Annotated in this window: 14 protein-coding genes, 1 tRNA gene and 3 pseudogenes; 12 read left to right on the top strand and 6 right to left on the bottom strand. The window is 35.6% G+C overall.

The annotated features are described in order from the left end of the window. Positions 1 to 367 precede the first annotated feature (367 nt). Complete coding sequence (locus OZD64_RS04970) at positions 368 to 655, top strand: hypothetical protein (protein ID WP_010962862.1); 288 nt, start codon at positions 368 to 370, stop codon at positions 653 to 655. Positions 656 to 670: 15 nt separating this feature from the next. On the opposite strand, the gene OZD64_RS04965 is transcribed toward OZD64_RS04970, so the two are convergent. The 4 genes from OZD64_RS04965 to walE1 all read right to left on the bottom strand — a co-directional run bounded on the left by OZD64_RS04965 (position 671) and on the right by walE1 (position 3,630). Then, positions 671 to 1,129, bottom strand: a complete 459-nt coding sequence (locus tag OZD64_RS04965; RefSeq protein WP_022626355.1) for a hypothetical protein — start codon at positions 1,127 to 1,129, stop codon at positions 671 to 673. A gap of 135 nt (positions 1,130 to 1,264) precedes the next feature. Beyond that, positions 1,265 to 1,339, bottom strand: a tRNA-Gln gene (locus OZD64_RS04960). After that, positions 1,330 to 1,665 carry a divalent-cation tolerance protein CutA gene (gene cutA / locus OZD64_RS04955; RefSeq protein WP_006279213.1) on the bottom strand — a complete coding sequence of 112 codons (336 nt, stop codon included), beginning with the start codon at positions 1,663 to 1,665 and terminating at the stop codon, positions 1,330 to 1,332. The genes OZD64_RS04960 and cutA overlap by 10 nt, the downstream gene beginning before the upstream one ends. 441 nt (positions 1,666 to 2,106) lie before the next feature. Continuing rightward, the gene (gene walE1, locus OZD64_RS04950; protein WP_274999426.1) at positions 2,107 to 3,630 is read right to left on the bottom strand and encodes an actin bundler; all 1,524 of its coding nucleotides are present in this window, start codon (positions 3,628 to 3,630) and stop codon (positions 2,107 to 2,109) included. A 453-nt stretch (positions 3,631 to 4,083) separates the two neighbouring features. Between walE1 and hflK the strand changes: the two genes are divergently transcribed. The 9 genes and pseudogenes from hflK to OZD64_RS04905 all read left to right on the top strand — a co-directional run bounded on the left by hflK (position 4,084) and on the right by OZD64_RS04905 (position 12,879). Continuing rightward, complete coding sequence (gene hflK, locus OZD64_RS04945; protein ID WP_010962866.1) at positions 4,084 to 5,118, top strand: FtsH protease activity modulator HflK; 1,035 nt, start codon at positions 4,084 to 4,086, stop codon at positions 5,116 to 5,118. A 2-nt stretch (positions 5,119 to 5,120) separates the two neighbouring features. Further along, positions 5,121 to 5,993: a protease modulator HflC gene (hflC, locus tag OZD64_RS04940; RefSeq protein ID WP_010962867.1), complete on the top strand. Its 873-nt coding sequence runs from the start codon at positions 5,121 to 5,123 to the stop codon at positions 5,991 to 5,993. A gap of 3 nt (positions 5,994 to 5,996) precedes the next feature. Continuing rightward, positions 5,997 to 7,490, top strand: coding sequence for a DegQ family serine endoprotease (locus OZD64_RS04935; RefSeq protein WP_010962868.1), 1,494 nt, complete (start codon positions 5,997 to 5,999; stop codon positions 7,488 to 7,490). Between the two features lie 116 nt (positions 7,491 to 7,606). Next, a pseudogene (locus OZD64_RS04930) lies at positions 7,607 to 8,321 on the top strand (hypothetical protein); the annotation flags it as partial. A gap of 406 nt (positions 8,322 to 8,727) precedes the next feature. Next, positions 8,728 to 10,140 (top strand): hypothetical protein, encoded by a 1,413-nt coding sequence (locus OZD64_RS04925; RefSeq protein WP_410543750.1) that lies wholly within the window; start codon positions 8,728 to 8,730, stop codon positions 10,138 to 10,140. Then, positions 10,107 to 10,250, top strand: coding sequence for a hypothetical protein (locus tag OZD64_RS04920; RefSeq protein WP_274999424.1), 144 nt, complete (start codon positions 10,107 to 10,109; stop codon positions 10,248 to 10,250). The genes OZD64_RS04925 and OZD64_RS04920 overlap by 34 nt, the downstream gene beginning before the upstream one ends. Positions 10,251 to 10,373: 123 nt before the next feature. After that, the gene (locus OZD64_RS04915; RefSeq protein ID WP_038199143.1) at positions 10,374 to 10,568 is read left to right on the top strand and encodes a hypothetical protein; all 195 of its coding nucleotides are present in this window, start codon (positions 10,374 to 10,376) and stop codon (positions 10,566 to 10,568) included. A gap of 33 nt (positions 10,569 to 10,601) precedes the next feature. Next, entirely contained in the window at positions 10,602 to 12,050 is a 1,449-nt protein-coding gene (locus OZD64_RS04910; RefSeq protein ID WP_274999422.1) for a hypothetical protein, read from the top strand. Further along, positions 12,043 to 12,879, top strand: a complete 837-nt coding sequence (locus tag OZD64_RS04905) for a hypothetical protein (RefSeq protein ID WP_264374441.1) — start codon at positions 12,043 to 12,045, stop codon at positions 12,877 to 12,879. The genes OZD64_RS04910 and OZD64_RS04905 overlap by 8 nt, the downstream gene beginning before the upstream one ends. A 201-nt stretch (positions 12,880 to 13,080) precedes the next feature. Here the strand turns inward: OZD64_RS04905 and uvrB are convergent, their stop codons facing one another. After that, positions 13,081 to 14,988 (bottom strand): excinuclease ABC subunit UvrB, encoded by a 1,908-nt coding sequence (gene uvrB, locus OZD64_RS04900; protein WP_274999421.1) that lies wholly within the window; start codon positions 14,986 to 14,988, stop codon positions 13,081 to 13,083. A 394-nt stretch (positions 14,989 to 15,382) separates the two neighbouring features. Next, a pseudogene (locus OZD64_RS04895) lies at positions 15,383 to 15,703 on the bottom strand (transposase); the annotation flags it as partial. Between the two features lie 85 nt (positions 15,704 to 15,788). Here OZD64_RS04895 and OZD64_RS04890 point away from each other — a divergent pair. Together OZD64_RS04890 and OZD64_RS04885 are read left to right on the top strand one after the other, a co-directional pair. After that, positions 15,789 to 16,620, top strand: a pseudogene (locus tag OZD64_RS04890) (IS982 family transposase). Positions 16,621 to 16,642: 22 nt separating this feature from the next. Continuing rightward, positions 16,643 to 16,861, top strand: coding sequence for a transposase (locus OZD64_RS04885; RefSeq protein ID WP_274999420.1), 219 nt, complete (start codon positions 16,643 to 16,645; stop codon positions 16,859 to 16,861). The last annotated feature ends 334 nt before the right edge of the window (positions 16,862 to 17,195 follow it).

The raw sequence follows: 17,195 nt of genomic DNA, 5'->3' as shown, positions 1-17,195 counted from the left end.
AATGCCAATACTCGACAGAGATAGTAAAAGACTAGCTAACTCGGGGATTCTTTGTCTTTTTTTCTGCTTAGTAAATTTCTTAAACATTTGTAGCGTAAGTTAGTTGCAATTAAAAGCGGCTGAATCTCGCTTGTCAAGCGTTTAAAACATAAAAAACGCCAATATTTTAAAGCGGATAATAACCACGGGGCTTCTTTTGCCTTTTTTTTCATTTGGTAAATTTCTTAATGTTTATGGCTAAACGACAACCGTCATCCCGCTGCTTGTTAGCGCCGCGGCGGTATGACGGTCCGCTGCTTGTTAGCGGAATCTGCTGTGGCGACATAAACTCAAATCATTTCAAATTTCAATCCAAAGAGGTATCATTATGTCAAACAACTTCAATTTTAAAGAATTTTTTAACCACTATGAAACAAATAGTACGTCAGATGATATACAAAGGTATTATTTGCTGTGGAAATCAGTAATAGCGCAGGCAATGATTGATGCAGCAAGTAACTGTAAAAAAACAGAAAGCTTGGTAGAAAAACGTAAGGCAATTTCTTGGTTGTCAGACTTTAGTCAAGATTTTGTGCACACATGTATATTGGCTGATTGTGATCCGGTATACGTAAAAAATAAAATACAGCCAACCTTAAAAAGCCTTACTAGATAAAGCCTTTTTATATACTTAATGAGGTTTACTCCTTTTACCGAAAAAAATATAATTCAATCTCCTATCTATAGTTGCCTCTATATCTTTGATTAATAGCTGCTTTATCATGTTTACTTTTCGCTTTGCATCTTGAGCTTGACGCTCATTGTTACCACTGTTATTGCTGTAATTATTCTTATCACTATAACTACTGCCACTTGGTTTGCTACTGTTACTGAACTCACTACCCTTTTTTCTTCTTGTGTTGAGTATCTGTATTATCTTTTCCTTTAAAAAGGACTTCCAGCCTGTGCCAAGTAATAATTTATAGAGAAAATGCGGAGTAAGAAACGCCACTAATATTCGAATAGAAATTCCGTAACCGAGATCTTCCCTATTTTCATAATACCACTTGCAATATTGAAACAAACGGTAAAACGCATTTTTGAAAGAGCAAAATTCTACAGCATACCAAAAACCATTGCTGAGAAACATGAGCACAATGCTGAATGTGTAAAGATACATTGTGAAGAGAAACAGTTTCACAATTATATCTTTTAGACTACCTAATATATAATTCAATAATCTTAATTTATAGAAAAGTGATATCATTTCACACCCACTTCAATATGGCTGGGGTGGAAGGATTCGAACCTTCGCGTGGCGGTATCAAAAACCGCTGCCTTACCACTTGGCTACACCCCAATACTACTTACATCAATAACACTATTAGCCCAATTAGTAAAAGATTTATTTGCTTTTTCTATGGGCATCACAGCAATAGCTGGCTGATCATAAGAATGCATTGCTTCGATTTTTTCTACAATTTTATCAACTTGATCATTCCTGCTCTTCATAATTGCCACTACTTCACAACTATTACTAATTTTACCTTCCCATAAATACAGAGAATTCACTTCGGGAAATATATTTACACATACAATTAATTTCTCGTTTAACAATTCTTCAGAAACAGTTTTAGCCTCCTCAAAATTTGAAAAAGTTGTATAAACCAAAACTAAATTATTCATTAGTAGCTACATAAATGCATTGCTACTATACTCTACCGAGATTTATTCATCAAGAGAAAATAACGCCAGCGCGTACTGTATGAACATTTGTTTGCAAAGGTAGTATGTTAAGTGTTATAGCTAGTTTGCCTCAAACGTAAAGGTGTCATCCCAGTGCCCCTGTGATGTCATTCCAGTGCTTGACACTGGAATCCAGTTTTCCATATAATCTCATCGAAAACGTTGTAACCACTTCCTATGCTAGTTTGCTTGTAAACAAGCAAACTTTCCTGGATCCCAGTGTCAGCTACTCGGATGACACCTTTCCTAGCAGAGAAATCACAATGTTCATACGGTTGTACGCATACCGCTGGGATCTAGGATTTTTCTATAGTTTAAAAACAAAAAAAGGACGTTACTCATTGAGTAACATCCTTTTGGAGAAGGTAGAAGTTTTACTTATTACACTGTTCCTGGAGTTGCTGTAGCTCTTGAGTTGACAGGTTCTGCACTAGGTTGATTTAGAGATGCGCGTCGTTTTGCCAACTTTTCTTCGAGTTCTCTGTCAAATTCTTCTTTTAAAGGAAGAACTTGTTTTCTTGTTAGCGTAGAAGAACCAGAACCCATTGCACTATCAGTAGAATTACTGTGAGTGAGAGTTCTGTTACTCAAACTATCCAGGTTTTGCTCCACAATAGGACCACTGAGAACATCTTCACTGAAAGAACTTTGTCCATTTAAGTTAGTCAATGAGGCGCTTCTAGGTAGTTCTGGTGGAGCAACTGGAGTAAGCTTAGGAGTTAAGCTACTAGATGAATTGCTTCTACGGACTGTTGCAAAGTTCTGAGAATCTGAATCAGAGACAGTAGCAGTACTTTCAGTTCCTATAGAATTTAGTGAATTGCTTTTTGACAAGCTGTTAGATTGTTCAGAGCCTTTTCTTCCCAGTGAAGAGAATGATGATGACACAGACCTAGTTAAACTTTTGACAGAAGGCCTGTTAGCTTTTTTCTCTGCTCTGTCAAACATATTGCTTACGCTTGAGTACAAATGATTTTCTCTACATTCTTTAATAACCTTCTTAATTTCATCGTGATGTTCAGAGAAAACACTGTCGATGAAATAACTACCTTTAGGTAATGACCTTTGTGTTAACAAGTTATGCAAGCTTTTTTCATTTAAATTATTAATGAATTCTTTCTGTACTTGCCATCCAGAAGTATGTTCAATCTCCCCTGATTTTGCCTTCTCTGCCATTTTTAAATCAATTTCTGACGATATTCCAGAAAGTATATTTTTCACTAACCCAGAATTATTTCCTTTATCAGCAAAAATTGCTTTCATATCATTTCTTATTTCGTCAGATTTCTTAATTGCATCTGGAGTAAACCTTTTTACCTTATCTAAATAGTCCGTCTCACCAGATGCCTTATGGAACTTATTTGCCACTCCTTCGCCTACAAAACTAGCGCCTTTTTTCAGTGAATCTACTGAATGTTCATAACCTTCTTTCACCTTATCTTTAACATGCATAGCACCATCTCTAACTTTTCCGGCAGCATATGTTGATGCGTCCTTAACTTTCCCAGCAGTATATTTCGCCCCATCAACTGTTTTTTCTGCTGACCACTTGAGCCCTTTATATCCAGATTGAACTGCTTTTACAGCGACTTTTACAGCGAAATATAAAGCAAGACCAACTATAGCACCCGGTATAGCAAGTGTTGCACCAACTGCCAAAAGTGGTAGTACTGCCGTAAATAATCCACTTGCTGTACTTACTACAAGAATCTTATCTCCTTGTTTCATCTTAGAGAATTCTGTATCTCCTTTTAACAGGTCAGTCATTCTTTCTTTTAGCTTCTTGTGATCATTAGCAATATCTGAATTTGGTAGATTTTGCATCGTTTTATTCAAATCAAAACTATCTTCTGGTTGGTTTTGTTGAGTTCCAACAGAATTTGAATTTTTTTCATTATGTAACATTTTAAACCTCACTATTAATTAAATATATTATAATTGTATTCCTTGATTCTTAAGTTAGTGTTAAATTGATTGCCAGTATTTATTTGTCTTCAAATAATTTCGCTTGACGTGTTTTGTGGTAACATAGAAAATTAGGTCAAGAAGCTGCAGCATTTATGAAGTATAGAAAAAGAACACTCATCTTTTTGGCTGTTATAACTTTAATAATAATAGCTTTACTATTTAGGTATAATTCCCATTTTCACAAAGACGTAGTGCACTTAAAGAGTGACAACAAAGAATTCAAAAAAAAGCCAGAAAATTCCATAGAGTCGACCATATTACATAGAGAAAAGGAAGTGTACGATCATGTTTTCCATCCTGATGATTAATTTGTAAATAAAATAGCAATTTATGTTTGCATTTTCTTATTAAAGAAGTAATATTAGCGTATTAATTATAGAATCAATCATTATGTTTGATGATAATAATCCTTGGAATCTGGGAAAGAAACCGGTAGGGAACAAAACTCCTAATAATGAAGATATTTTAAGTAAAGCTGTATCTGATATAAGGTTCTTTCTTAATGGATTAACCAGAAACAGGGGCAAAAAACCTTATTTCATCATTTTCATTATTTTGCTGTTCTATGCTTGCACTGGCTTTTATATTGTCCATCCTAGTGAAGAAAGTATAGAGCTTACCTTTGGTAAATATTCTAATACAGAAACACCTGGTTTGCGTTATCACTTCCCCTACCCTATTGGCAAGGTTTTTAAAGTGAACGTTAAGGAAGTAAATCGTGAAGAAATTGGGGTAAGTAGTTCTTATGGGCGAGATACAGATCGCGGTGAAGGCGTGATGCTAACTGGAGATGAAAATATAGTCAACGTTAACTTCGAGGTTCAGTGGCGCGTTAGAGATGCTAAGGACTATTTATTCAAAGTGCGGGATTACAAACCCGGTTTCAGTGTTAAAAATGCTGCTGAAAGTGCCATGAGAGAAATAATAGGTAAAAATACGATCTCTTTTGCACTTGGTCAAGGCAGACCAGAAATTTCTAGAGATACTAGAATTCTATTGCAGCAGATTCTTGATGGATACCAAATGGGTATAGAGATTTTATCTGTTCAAATGAAAAAAATTGATCCACCAGAAAAAGTAATCAGTTCGTTTAGAGATGTACAAAGTGCTCGTGCAGACAAAGAGCGTACTATAAACGAAGCATATGCTTATAATAATGATATTATACCTCGAGCAAAGGGTGAAGCGATAAAGATAAAATTAGATGCACAAGCATATGAAAATGAAATAATAAATGAAGCAAAAGGTAATGCAAATCGCTTTTTATCTCTTTATGAGGAATATAGACAGAATCCTTCTCTCGTTAAGAATCGTATTTATCTTGAAACTATGGAAAATATTTTCAGTAAGGTAGACAAAGTTGTTGTAACTGATGATCTGAAAGGTATGTTTTCTTATTTACCTCTTACAAATTTAGGAAAATAACCATGAGTAGTAATATTAAAATTGTTTTTGTTTCTGTATTTGTTGTTTTATTGATTGTTTTATTTAATTCAATATTTGTTGTGCAAGAAACAAAGCAAGCGATAGTTATACAACTCGGTAAAGTTGTAAGGGATGTTAGGGAAAGTGGCTTATATTTTAAGTTGCCATTCATAAATAGTGTAGAGTTTCTTGATAAAAGAGTTTTAGATTTAAGTCCTGATAAGATCCCAAGGGAAGTGATAACAGCGGATCAAAAACGTATTATAGTAGATGCGTATGCAAAATATAAAATAACAAATCCTGTTACTTTTTACCAGGCTGTGAGGAATGAATCAGGTCTGGTTAGAAGATTATATCCGGTTATAGAAGCACACATAAGAGAAAATATAGGCAGATTTTCGTTGATTAGCTTGTTGAATGAAAAAAGATCAGAGGTTATGCAATTGATTCAGCGTGGAGTTTATTCTGAAGCTGAAAAATTTGGCATAGAAATAATAGATGTAAGAATTAAGAGAGCAGACTTACCAGAAGAAAATAGTTCTGCAATATTTCGCCGTATGCAAACTGAAAGGGAAAAAGAAGCAAAAGAAATTAGAGCAGAAGGAGAGCAAGCTGGGCAGGAAGTTAGATCAAAAGCTGATAAATTAAAAAGGGAAATTATCTCCAGTGCAGTAAAAGAATCGTACGAAATAAGGGGCCGTGGTTATGCTGAAGCAACTAGAATTTATAATGAAGCATTTAAGGTCGATGAAGAGTTCTTTAACTTTTATCGCTCTATGAGCGCTTACAGTAAATCATTTGCCGAAAATAATACTAAATTTGTACTTTCACCAAACAATAACTTTTTAGATATTTTAAATAAGGGGTGGAAATAGTCTATGAAAAGTAAGGCATTTATTTTATCTATATTTGCATATTTTCTAATTGCGTTTTCTTCGTATGCTAATATGTTTGATTGGAATGCAAAAAAGGTCGTTGATGCTAGCACTACTGCATGCAACTGTAATCAAGGACTTGCCGATTTAGTGGAAGAACTCATTCCTGCGGTTGTAAATATTTCAAGCGAACAAATCATCAAACAAGAAAATAACAGCAGAACTAGAGTTCCATCTATGCCAGGAAATAATTTTTTTGATGATTTTAGAGAGTTTTTTGAGCATTTTGATCAGTTTTTTATGGATAGGGGCCCTAGTGTTAACAAAGAGGTGGTGTTGCTTGGTTCTGGGTTTATTATAGATAAAGGTGGAACTATAGTAACCAATTATCACGTTATTAAAAACGCCAAAGATATCACAGTTACTATGAACGATAATACTTATTTCAAAGCAGAAGTTTTAGGCTATGATGCAAGAACTGATCTTGCTGTGCTTAAGATTAATTCTGATAAAGATCTTTCTTCTGTTGCATTTGGTGATTCTGATAAAGCAAGGGTTGGTGATACGGTTATGGCAATAGGTAACCCATTTGGTTTGGGTGGCTCTGTAAGCACAGGAATTATATCTGCAAGGTCCAGGGACATTAGTATTGGCACTATGAATGAATTTATTCAAACTGATGCTGCAATTAATAGGGGTAATTCTGGAGGACCGTTATTTGATTTAAATGGAAAAGTTATAGGTATTAATACTGCTATCTATTCTCCATCTGAGTCTGGCGGCAACGTGGGTATAGGTTTTGCCATACCATCTAATTTAGCTATGTCAATTATTGACACATTAAAAAGTGGCAAAAAAATAAAACATGGTTGGCTTGGTGTGCAAGTTCAGCCTATAACGAAAGAATTTGCTGAGTCCTTGGGTTTAAAAGATATAAAAGGCGCATTGGTTGCAAGTATAGTAAAGGATAGTCCTGCAGAAAAAGGTGGGATTAAAGTAGGTGATATATTATTAGAATTTGACGGTAAAAAAATCGATAGAATGACACAATTACCTCAAATGGTTTCAAGAGCTGGACCTGAGAAAAAAGTGCAAGTTAAGTTACTTAGAAAGAGCAAAGAGGTTAATATTAAAGTTGTGATCGGAGAATCTACAAATGATGGCCAAGATAACAATCAAGAAGAAAATAAATCAACATCTGATTATGTAACCGGTTTAACTGTTTCAAATCTGCCAAAAGAATCAAAAGAAAGTAAAAATAATGTACCTACAAAAGGTGTGATAGTTACCAATGTAGATAGTAACAGTAATGCCACGTTGCGTGGTATTAAAAAAGGAGACATTATTATCCAATTAGATGGAACCGATATAGAAAATACTAATGATTTTCAAAAACAAGTTGATTCAGCAGTAAAGAAAAACGGTAAAGATTCAATAATGTTGCTCATTTACCGCAATGGAAATCAATTCTTTACTTCGATAAAGTTGAAGAAATAGCACTCGTAGGTTATTTACTAAATTAGCAGCATTGTAAGCCTGTCACTGTAACACCTCAATCTTACAAGACAAATCAAAACTATTAAAGTCTACATTCCATTCACTAAAATACACATATGGATAATATAAATTTTCTAAAATTCATTGAACTGTGCTTTCAAACAGTGGTGCCGGGATGTGAGTATAATGATTATCAGTACATAAAAGTCATAGCAGAAAGGCTGGAAGCAGCGAATGCTGGCGAAGTAAGGCGCATAATATTCAATATGCCTCCGCGTTCAATGAAGTCCATATGTATGAGTGTTGCGTGGCCCGCATGGATACTGGGCAACTGCAAGAATAATAGTTGCAAGTTATTCTAAGTTGCTTAGTGAAAAACATTCGCTTGATACCAGGTGCATAATGCAATCTGATTGGTATAAAGAACTATTTCCAGAGGTAGAACTATCCAAAGACCAGAACACTAAATATAAATTCCAAACAGTGCAGAGAGGATACAGAATCGCAACATCAGTTGGAGGAACATTAACCGGTGAAGGTGGTGACTCTATTATTGTGGATGATCCGCTTAACCCTGCTCAAGCTTTGAGTGAAACATTTAGAAAACGTGCCACAAACTGGTTCGATCAGACTTTAGTAACGAGACTCAACGATAGAAAAAAAGGAGTAATTGTGCTTGTGATGCATAGGCTCCACCTGGAAGACTTAACTGGGCACCTCTTATCTAAGCCAAAAAACATATGGCATCACATTTGTTTGCCAATGATTTCTGAAAATAAGGAGGTTATTTATTCAATTAATAACCATACTGGTGTCATTCCACCCCCCCTCCTGTCATCCCAGTGCCCAGACACTTGTATCTGGGATCTCGTTCCTTAACTTTATAGTGTAAATTATTTCAAATTGTGTCTAGCTGCAAGTATAATAATTTCCATTTATAGATAAAGTATGTTGCAAATGTTATGCCAAAGAGTATAATAAAATCTATATCAAATACTTTACAAGAAAAAGTGGGATAGAGGCAAAAGCAAACATTAATAAGGATAATTTAAGAAAAGCGCATACTAGAGTTTGAAGAAGCAGTAAAAATAAAAACATTATTGAAAGGTTAAATAGCACATGATATAATATATATAGTGTAAAAGTGTAAATAATTTTATTGACATCTTTACATTAATAGTTCTTAAATATTTAGTACTGTAGAATTAAATTATTAAGTTTTATGAAGGAAGTAAAAATGGTGGAAAGCTTTTCAGGTAACAACAAAGGCAGTAATTTTATTGAGGAGGCAAAAATAATGGAAAATTTTTCAGATAATAACGGAAACGGTAGCTCAATCTTCCAAGGAAAAATCAGGGAGCAAGATTTCTCTACAGAGCAGAAGCTAAATGAACTAAAAGCAGCCATAGAGGAGCTTACCAGACAAGATTTGCTCAGGAGGCTCGAGTGTGAGCGTCAGGCTTCTAGTTGTATCGATGAAATATCATCTCAAGCAGAGCTACATGTCGGAGAAGGTGATGATGAGGATTACTTCACTGGTGAAAAAGGAAGAGTACTCGGAGATTTCTGGAATTTCTTTGAATCTCTCTTCAACCTTTTTGAAGTAGATGTAGATGATCCGAAAATCTACCAAATGCTCAAGGAGAAGAAAGAAAAAAACCTGATTGCTGCGATAATGAAGTTTTTGCGTGATAAGCTTAAGGAGTTAATCAAGAAGATTTTTGCACGCGATTTAAGTTTCAATCAGAAGTTGGACAAAGAGATAAAAGAATTGCAGGAAAAATTAGGCAGTGGTGAGTTATCAGAAGAAGAGTTTGCAAGGGCGTTAGAAAGATTAACTGCATTGCAAGATCTGAAACTCAGGTTACAAATGGCCGTTGTCGGATGGATTGTTACAATGTTCGCAGAGATATTTGGAGTTGAGTTGGCGGCTGCGGTAGAGGCATCTACAGAAAAAGAAGATAAAAAAGCAGAAAAAACATCATTAGAAGCAACTAAAGAAGTTTGCGAAAACGTAGAAATGAAAGTGGATGAAAGAGAAAAACCTAAAGTGCCAGTTTTCCTTTTTGAAATTTCACCAGGATTTGTAAGACCGGTTGTTCTGAGCAAACCAGAACTTGAAATTGCGTCAGATCCTTTGAAACATCTATTGCGTCTTGCTGAGCTTGAAAGAAAATATCATGAAAATTCACAAAAACCAGAAAAAGTGAATGAAGAGAAAAAAGCGAAGCCTGAACCGAAGAAAGAGGTGTGTCCACCGAAACTTCCAGACAAGAAGCCTGTGGCAAGTGGGATAAAAATTAATTTTAATAAAATAAAGAATATTGGTTTCCGAGAAAGGGATGCGAATACTAGTGTTAATGGAAGAGGAACCACGCCACCCACTAATGGACAAGGAAACAAGCTTGATAATGGGAAGAAAAACGAGTCTGCTAGTTATGCAGCAAGCCGTCTGAATGGTAATGTTAATAAGAAAGAAGCGGATAACCTTTACACCGAACTTGCAAAAGAACTTGCCAATTTTAAAATAGGTGTTTGGAATGGTGCTGAGAATGAAGGTTCTGTGAATGATGCTCAATTACCAAGAGGATTGACTAATGATGTAAAAGTTGAGAAATGTGTAGAAGGTCAATCAATAGGAAAGACATAATCGTGAAGGTAGTTAGATCCCAGTGTCTGGGCACTGGGATGACACCCTCTTGGATGGAAACCAGCGTCAGCTACTTGGATGACGCCTCACCATGTCATTCCAGTGCGTGACGCTGGAATCCAGGAGTATAAAAATGACGAATAAAATTTATACTAAAAAATATAAAAAAAGTGCTTGCACTACAATTTATTTTTAGTATACTAGTCACATAATATTTTTACTTAGGGGTCAATATGTATAGTAATAATGATAAAAAAGATAGCGATAAAGGGTTTACTCCAAGCAGCAGGTATGAAAAGTATAGCGGTTCTAATCCGGTAATGCTTGAGGCACGTGAAAGACAGAGACGTGAAAGTAGCAAGCCTGGCTTGCAAATGGAGAGTAGTAGCTCTACTAGTGCTGGCAGTAGTAAAGGTAAAAGTAAGTAATGTTGTTTCATCACAATTTTAGTAGGGGAAGTTATGGGTAATTCTACAAAAGAGCTAGTTAAGGCATTTAACTTAAATAATTATGGTATTGATAAGGTCAATACTAATTTTACTGTAGAAGGTAAAAAGATTGTTGGTTTATTTGCTAGTGGTGCTAATACAAAAGAATATCTGCGAAGAATAGGAGAGGAGATAATAAAGCAGCACTACAGTGATGGAACTGAGTTAGCAAGTGAATATTATAACTTAAACTATTTTCCATTTATTCTAGATACTAATCCTGATAAAGAGGATTTAGGTAATGGCATAGTGAAAGTAAAGCTTGCAGATTCTACAGATAATGGAGTAATTCGTAACTTGAAGGTTCATTTTGCTAATGAGTTTGAGGGGGCTGTGAGATCTAAAGTGGCTGCACTTCTACAAGAATTAGTAGGAATAACGAAGGAACAAGCATATGAATGGGTCAATGGAATTGTTGGAACAGGAGCGATAGGTAGTCCTTATCTATACTGTATAGCTTTTAGCAACGAGTACCTCGAAAAAAGGTATAATTTGAGGATTTTTGAGCTATTGAAGAGTCTTTATATCAGTGAATTTAACTCAAGATTAGAGGCGTGTGGTCTTAAGAGTTCAGACTTTTATGAACATAAAGATGGTATGTTATACATTAAAAATGTGAGTGATAAGGTAGTCAGGAGTGTAACAGGATATGTTAAAGGGCGAGTAGCGCTTGATTTTAGAACTCCAGGCAGCGTAGAGTCTAAAGTTAAAAATTGTAAAAATGTTTTGAGTGAACTAATTCTTAAAGCGACAGGAAAGTTTGTTGACGGGTATGATTATGATGACTTTACAAACAAAAACAAAATAAAGAATGGGCATAGTTTTGCTCTTATACCTTTTATAGAAGAGAATGGTCAGTTGAAATCTTTAAGTTCTAGGGATGCATCAAAGATTAATGGAGGAATATTTAATGGTTTTCATTGTATAAGTGATATTAGAGGCAAAACTGCAAATCCACAATTTGCTAATTGTAAAGAGCCAGTTTATGCTTTCTCTAATAAGCAGATTGCTCAGTTACTTCCTAAAATTATGGGGTCTCCAATTGCATATAATCAAATAAACGGATGTTTTGAATTTGCAGTTGATCTTGAGAATTTTAAGAGACGTAGCTCGAGTCGATCCTCCTCAACGGTAACTTCTCCACTCAATTCTCCTACACATGCAGAGCCACCAAGAACACCGCTTGAACAAACTGGAGCTAGGTTTTTTGAATCTAGAGGAGACGGAGATAGTGGTCTTGGTGATTCACCTCCACAACTTAACGATTCTGGTTCTTCAAGTGGTGGTCCAAGTTCTGGCTTAACTGAATTGTCATCACCGACACAGAAGTTTCCCAAGCGAAGTCGTGGTGAAGGGTTAGAGAGGCCTCCCAGGCAAGGATCAGAAAGAGAGGAAGGAAAAGGAAGAAGAAAAGTTGTTTAAAGCATTGCTTTATTGGTTTAACTTAAATAATTATGCTTTGGATCCTCCTCATACTAACTTTATTGTAAAAAATGGGAAGATTGCTAGTTTAATTGATGATAGTGTTGATGTAAAAGAGTATTTAGAGGAGATAATAGATAAAACGAAAGAAGAGTATCGTGTCAATAAGGAAGAAGCCTATGATCTCAATGAGTTTCCATTTCAATTTCTTTCTAATTGTGAGAAAAACCAAGAAACAACAGTTGTTGCTAATATAAGTCGTGGTGCCTTACTTAACTTAAAAGAACTTTTTAGTCGGGAGCATGAGGGAAAAGTAGAAATAAAAGATATCGACATTAACATCGTCGAAAAGGCAGTGAAATCTGAAAAGGACAAATGGGTAAATTTTCAGGTGCAAGAACATGGGTTATCCCCTAAAAAAGCAATTAAAACCTGTTATCCCGATGAAAGCGTATTAGAATATATTTCAATTACAAAAGACAAAGGTGGATACTGGATTAACCGTGATTATGATGGTTCGGAAGTAGAGTCGTTTAGGAAAGAGCAATGGCCTGCTAAAGGTACGTCAAAAGCTGAAAAGATGAAGTCCGAAGATAATAAAGACAGCGGTATCTCTTCAGCGGAGGCGACTGATGCTGAAAACGTAAGCTCTAAAGCTGAGGCAACAACAAGTGGTTATGAGTCTATGGATTGTGAGAATACTAGAGGAGGATCGCCAAAACGTACTCTAGAGTTGAGTGTGGGAATGGAAGAATTGACAATATCCACAGACCTGTATGCCACTAAGGCCGAGCAGCACTCTCCCATAAAAAAATTTAGAAGCAATTGATCTAATCCACCGCTCTCAGCCACCTAAGCGTTTTATTAGGGTTAGGGCAAAGTCCCTGACCCTAAAGGCACTGGTGTTAGTTTTTCTCATCCATTGCAGATATTGCGCGGTACTAAATGTTTAAAAAGTATTAATATAAAGATATCAATAAAATTATTTACATTTTTATACTATGCACATTACATCATGTGTTATTTAACCTTACAATAATTTTTTTATTCTTGCTGCTTCTTCAAATTCTAAATTTTCAGCATGCTCTATCATTTGCTTTCTCAAATCATCCTTATTAGTATTTACTTTCGGTTCTGCTATTGCCCTCTCCTGTAAGGTGTTTGATATAGGTTTTATTATAGTCTTTGGGACAATATTGTGCAATATATTATGTTCTTCTTGTTTTTTTCTTCTTCTTTCGGTCTCTCTTAATGCACGGTCCAGAGAACCAGTGATTTTATCTGCATACAAAATTACTCTACCTTCAGCATTACGCGCAGCACGACCAATCGTTTGAATTAATGAAGTTTCCGATCGCAAAAATCCTTCTTTATCAGCATCCAAAATTGCAACCAACCCACACTCTGGAATATCAAGACCTTCCCTCAGCAAGTTAACACCTACTAAAACATCGATTTCTTTAGATCTCAATTTGTATATAATTTCTATTCTCTCCAGCGCAGCAATATCAGAATGCAAATAACTCACTCTCATATTCATTTCACTCATATATTCAGCTAAATTTTCAGCCATTTTTTTCGTCAATGTAGTGATTAAAACACAAAATCCCTTCCCTATTGTCACTTGTGCCTCATGAATTACATCATCAATTTGACTCTCTATTGGTTTTACAATGCAGATTGGGTCCGTAAGCCCTGTTGGACGGATAACTTGCTCTATAAATACATTACTGGTCTTTGCCAACTCATACTTTCCGGGAGTGGCTGAAATGTAAACAGTCTGCGGCCTAACTCCCTCCCACTCTTCAAATTTTAATGGACGATTATCAAAAGCGGAAGGGAGCCTGAAGCCATAGTCAATCAATTTCTTTTTACGCGCCTCATTACCACTGTACATCGCACCAACCTGAGGAACGGTGACATGACTCTCATCAACAAATAAAATTACGTCTTTAGGTAAATATTCAAACAAAGTAGGTGGTGGATCCCCAGCTTCCATTCCATAGAGATAACGCGAATAATTTTCAATACCTTTACATATTCCTGTTGTTCTCATCATTTCGATATCAAAATTAGTGCGTTGCTCGAGGCGCTTTGCTTCAACAATCTTGTTTTGCGAGTAGTAATAATCCAAGCGTTCATGCAGCTCTTTTTTGACTAGTTCAATTGCCTGCAACAAAGCCTCACGCGGGGTTATGTAATAGCTATTTGGAAAAATGGTGATTTTATTTACGCCTTTGGTAACATTGCCCGTTATAGCATCAACTTCAGAAATTTCTTCTATTTCATCGCCAAATAACGATAAACGCCAAGCTTTATTTTCATAATGGGAAGGAAATATATCAACAATATCGCCGCGCACTCTGAAATATCCTCTCTCAAACCTGGCATCAGAGCGCTTGTATTGAAGATCAGTTAAGTTGCTCAGGAAATCATTAATACGCATTTTATTTCCAACACTAAGCAGTATGATCATGCTGCGGTAGCTCTCAGGCGAACCAAGACCGTATATGCAGGAAACACTGGCAACTACGATCGTATCCCTGCGCTCCAAAAGGGAGCAGACGGTGGAATAACGCAGCATCTCAATTCTTTCGTTAATTGCAGAATCTTTTTCGATATAAGTATCAGTTTGTGGTAAATAGGCTTCAGGTTGATAATAATCATAATAAGAAATGAAGTATTCAACAGCATTATGGGGAAACAATCCTTTCATTTCCTCATAAAGCTGTGCTGCTAAAGTTTTATTGTGTGCCATAATTAATGCAGGCCTGTTTGTCCTTGCAATAACATTTGCCATAGTAAAAGTTTTCCCAGAACCAGTAACTCCAAGCAAAACTTGGTCTCTTTTATTGCTATTTAGCCCCGCAATTAAACTATCGATTGCCTGCGGTTGATCTCCAGCAGGTTGAAAATGTGTAGTGATTTGAAATTTCATAGACTTTACTTACTATCTTTGATTCATTGCATAGTGAACACTATATTGCTTTTAAGATAAGTTGTATAGCTATCGTAAAGCCATAAAACATTAACCAACAATGTCATGCAAGTAGCTGACACTGGAATCTTGTTTCAATGTTAAACAAAATACCATAGAATTCAAGAAGACAATTCCTAAAAAATCCCTACATCCAAAAAAAGGCAAAATGCTGCTTGAATAAGCTAAATTTTTTTAGATGCAAAAACAATAAAACATAGTTGATACTAAATTATAGTACTCCTATGACAACGTTACAAAAATTAAGGAAATGGATAGCTCTGATCAATTGGAATAGTATTTTCAGGTACCGGTGGTCAATATGACATTTTTAAAATAAAGATTTAGAACCTGTTTAAAATCTTCTCAATAGAAGAGAAATGAAGGAAAGAACGACCATTTGTAGGCTAGTGTTAAGTTTTCGCTCGCAATTTTTCCACAATCGTCTGCATTTTTCTAACCAAGCGAAAGATCGCTCTACAACCCATCTTTGTGGCAATACAGCAAAGGAATGTAATTCACTTCGTTTTATTACTTCTACAGTTGCTCCAATAATCGTTTTTATTTGAGTTGCAAAATTTTCTCCTGTATAACCTGCATCGACCAGTATATTTTTAACTTCCGAGAGGTTTTCTTTTGCGCTTTCAACCATTCTCACAGCACTGCTAACCCCAGTTGTAAATTAGAAAAAATAGAAAAGGTAAGGAAATAGGGTAAACTCCGAGGTATTTGATATTCATTCCTAAAATAGGAGGTTACCAATGAAAGAGAAAGTAACAGAAATCTTTTGTATAGTCGATGATTTTTGCAATACAGTCGATGAAAATTTTGCAGAAAAACTTCTACCAAGTGGCAAAAAACCAACCAGGACGCCAGAGATTACGCATTCAGAGATTTTTACCATAATATTGCTATATCAAGTGCGACAATTTTAAAATTTTCTATGTGCATTATTTGAAATTATTATACGAATCAGCGTTTCCAAAATTGCCATCCTATAGTAGGTTTATCAGGCTAAAATCGCAGGTTTTATGGTATTTAGCGCTCTTAATGCAATGGTTTTGCGAACAGTCAAAAGTGACAGGGATTTCGTACATAATCTATCGCTGTTTGCCATCCAAAAAGGACCTCGAGAAACAAAGTTTTCAAAGGGTTGGCAAAGATTGGAAAGACTACTTATGGGTGGTTTTTCGGTACATCTAGTAATCAACGAAACTGGCGAAATTCAAGGGGTTACGGTGACAAAAGGCAACGTTGATACCTGTGCCAAATTTAACTCAGAAATTGACTGGATTATTGTTTAGAGATAAAGGATATATCAAAAAAGATCTTTTTCACGAATTATTCGATAGAGGGTTAAAGCTTGTAACCAGTATAAAAAGGGTATGAAAAACTCATTAATGGTGCTAAATGAGAAGATTTTGTTAAGAAAAAGATCGATTATTGAGACAGTTTTTGGCTCTCTGAAAAACAAATTTGAGATTGAGCATACTCGCCACAGATCACCGATAAATTTTTTGGTACACATTTTTTCTACGCTTGTTTCATATTCCATGCAGCCGCTGCATTTCTAAGCTTTACTTCGTTGGCTAATCCGCAACTGGGGTATATAGGGTTGACACCAAGGCAATATTCTTCTGGAAAAGTTGATCGGCATGGCAGCATATCAAAGATGGGACCAGCGGAATGTAGAAGTATGTTATATGCAGCTGCACAAACAATGCTTACAGTTACCAAGAGGACATTTAAATTAAAAAACTGGAGTTGCGAAGAAAAAAGGAATGAAAAAAGCAATTGTAGCAGTAGCAAGAAAATTAGCTGTAATTATGCATAGGATGTTGGTTGATAAAACAGAATTTTATTATCAATAAACATCAAAAGAGCATAGGACAATAATTTTATTGAAAATAAAGATAGCAATGCCGATGGAAGGGACAAGCAAGAACTTAGTTAGACTTCGTGGTAAACATGTTACCGTCCACTTCCGCCTAACAAGTATAATGCGGCTTGACAAGTTTATTGTCATCTCAGACCGCGGAGAGAACCATATGCTACTTTTCACTTATGTAAAATTACCAAGGATTATGGAGAAGATATGCTGTTTTGATTTGTGTGAAAATTATTGTTGACTTATGTGCAATTAGAGAACCTAAGTCACTTTAGCTATA

Source organism: Wolbachia endosymbiont of Drosophila tristis (genome assembly GCF_028981745.1).
Classification (GTDB): Bacteria; Pseudomonadota; Alphaproteobacteria; order Rickettsiales; family Anaplasmataceae; genus Wolbachia; species Wolbachia pipientis.
The sequence above is the reverse complement of the archived record's forward strand: the minus strand, read 5'-3'. Positions and strand labels throughout refer to the sequence as shown.

What these genes read in the sequence shown, in the direction of transcription:
- OZD64_RS04970 (WP_010962862.1), top strand. Translation starts at nt 368, where the DNA reads ATGTCAAACAACTTCAATTTTAAAGAATTTTTTAACCACTATGAAACA.
- OZD64_RS04965 (WP_022626355.1), bottom strand. Translation starts at nt 1,129, where the DNA reads ATGTTTCTCAGCAATGGTTTTTGGTATGCTGTAGAATTTTGCTCTTTC.
- cutA (WP_006279213.1), bottom strand. Translation starts at nt 1,665, where the DNA reads ATGAATAATTTAGTTTTGGTTTATACAACTTTTTCAAATTTTGAGGAG.
- walE1 (WP_274999426.1), bottom strand. Translation starts at nt 3,630, where the DNA reads ATGTTACATAATGAAAAAAATTCAAATTCTGTTGGAACTCAACAAAAC.
- hflK (WP_010962866.1), top strand. Translation starts at nt 4,084, where the DNA reads ATGTTTGATGATAATAATCCTTGGAATCTGGGAAAGAAACCGGTAGGG.
- hflC (WP_010962867.1), top strand. Translation starts at nt 5,121, where the DNA reads ATGAGTAGTAATATTAAAATTGTTTTTGTTTCTGTATTTGTTGTTTTA.
- OZD64_RS04935 (WP_010962868.1), top strand. Translation starts at nt 5,997, where the DNA reads ATGAAAAGTAAGGCATTTATTTTATCTATATTTGCATATTTTCTAATT.
- OZD64_RS04925 (WP_410543750.1), top strand. Translation starts at nt 8,728, where the DNA reads ATGGTGGAAAGCTTTTCAGGTAACAACAAAGGCAGTAATTTTATTGAG.
- OZD64_RS04920 (WP_274999424.1), top strand. Translation starts at nt 10,107, where the DNA reads ATGTGTAGAAGGTCAATCAATAGGAAAGACATAATCGTGAAGGTAGTT.
- OZD64_RS04915 (WP_038199143.1), top strand. Translation starts at nt 10,374, where the DNA reads ATGTATAGTAATAATGATAAAAAAGATAGCGATAAAGGGTTTACTCCA.
- OZD64_RS04910 (WP_274999422.1), top strand. Translation starts at nt 10,602, where the DNA reads ATGGGTAATTCTACAAAAGAGCTAGTTAAGGCATTTAACTTAAATAAT.
- uvrB (WP_274999421.1), bottom strand. Translation starts at nt 14,988, where the DNA reads ATGAAATTTCAAATCACTACACATTTTCAACCTGCTGGAGATCAACCG.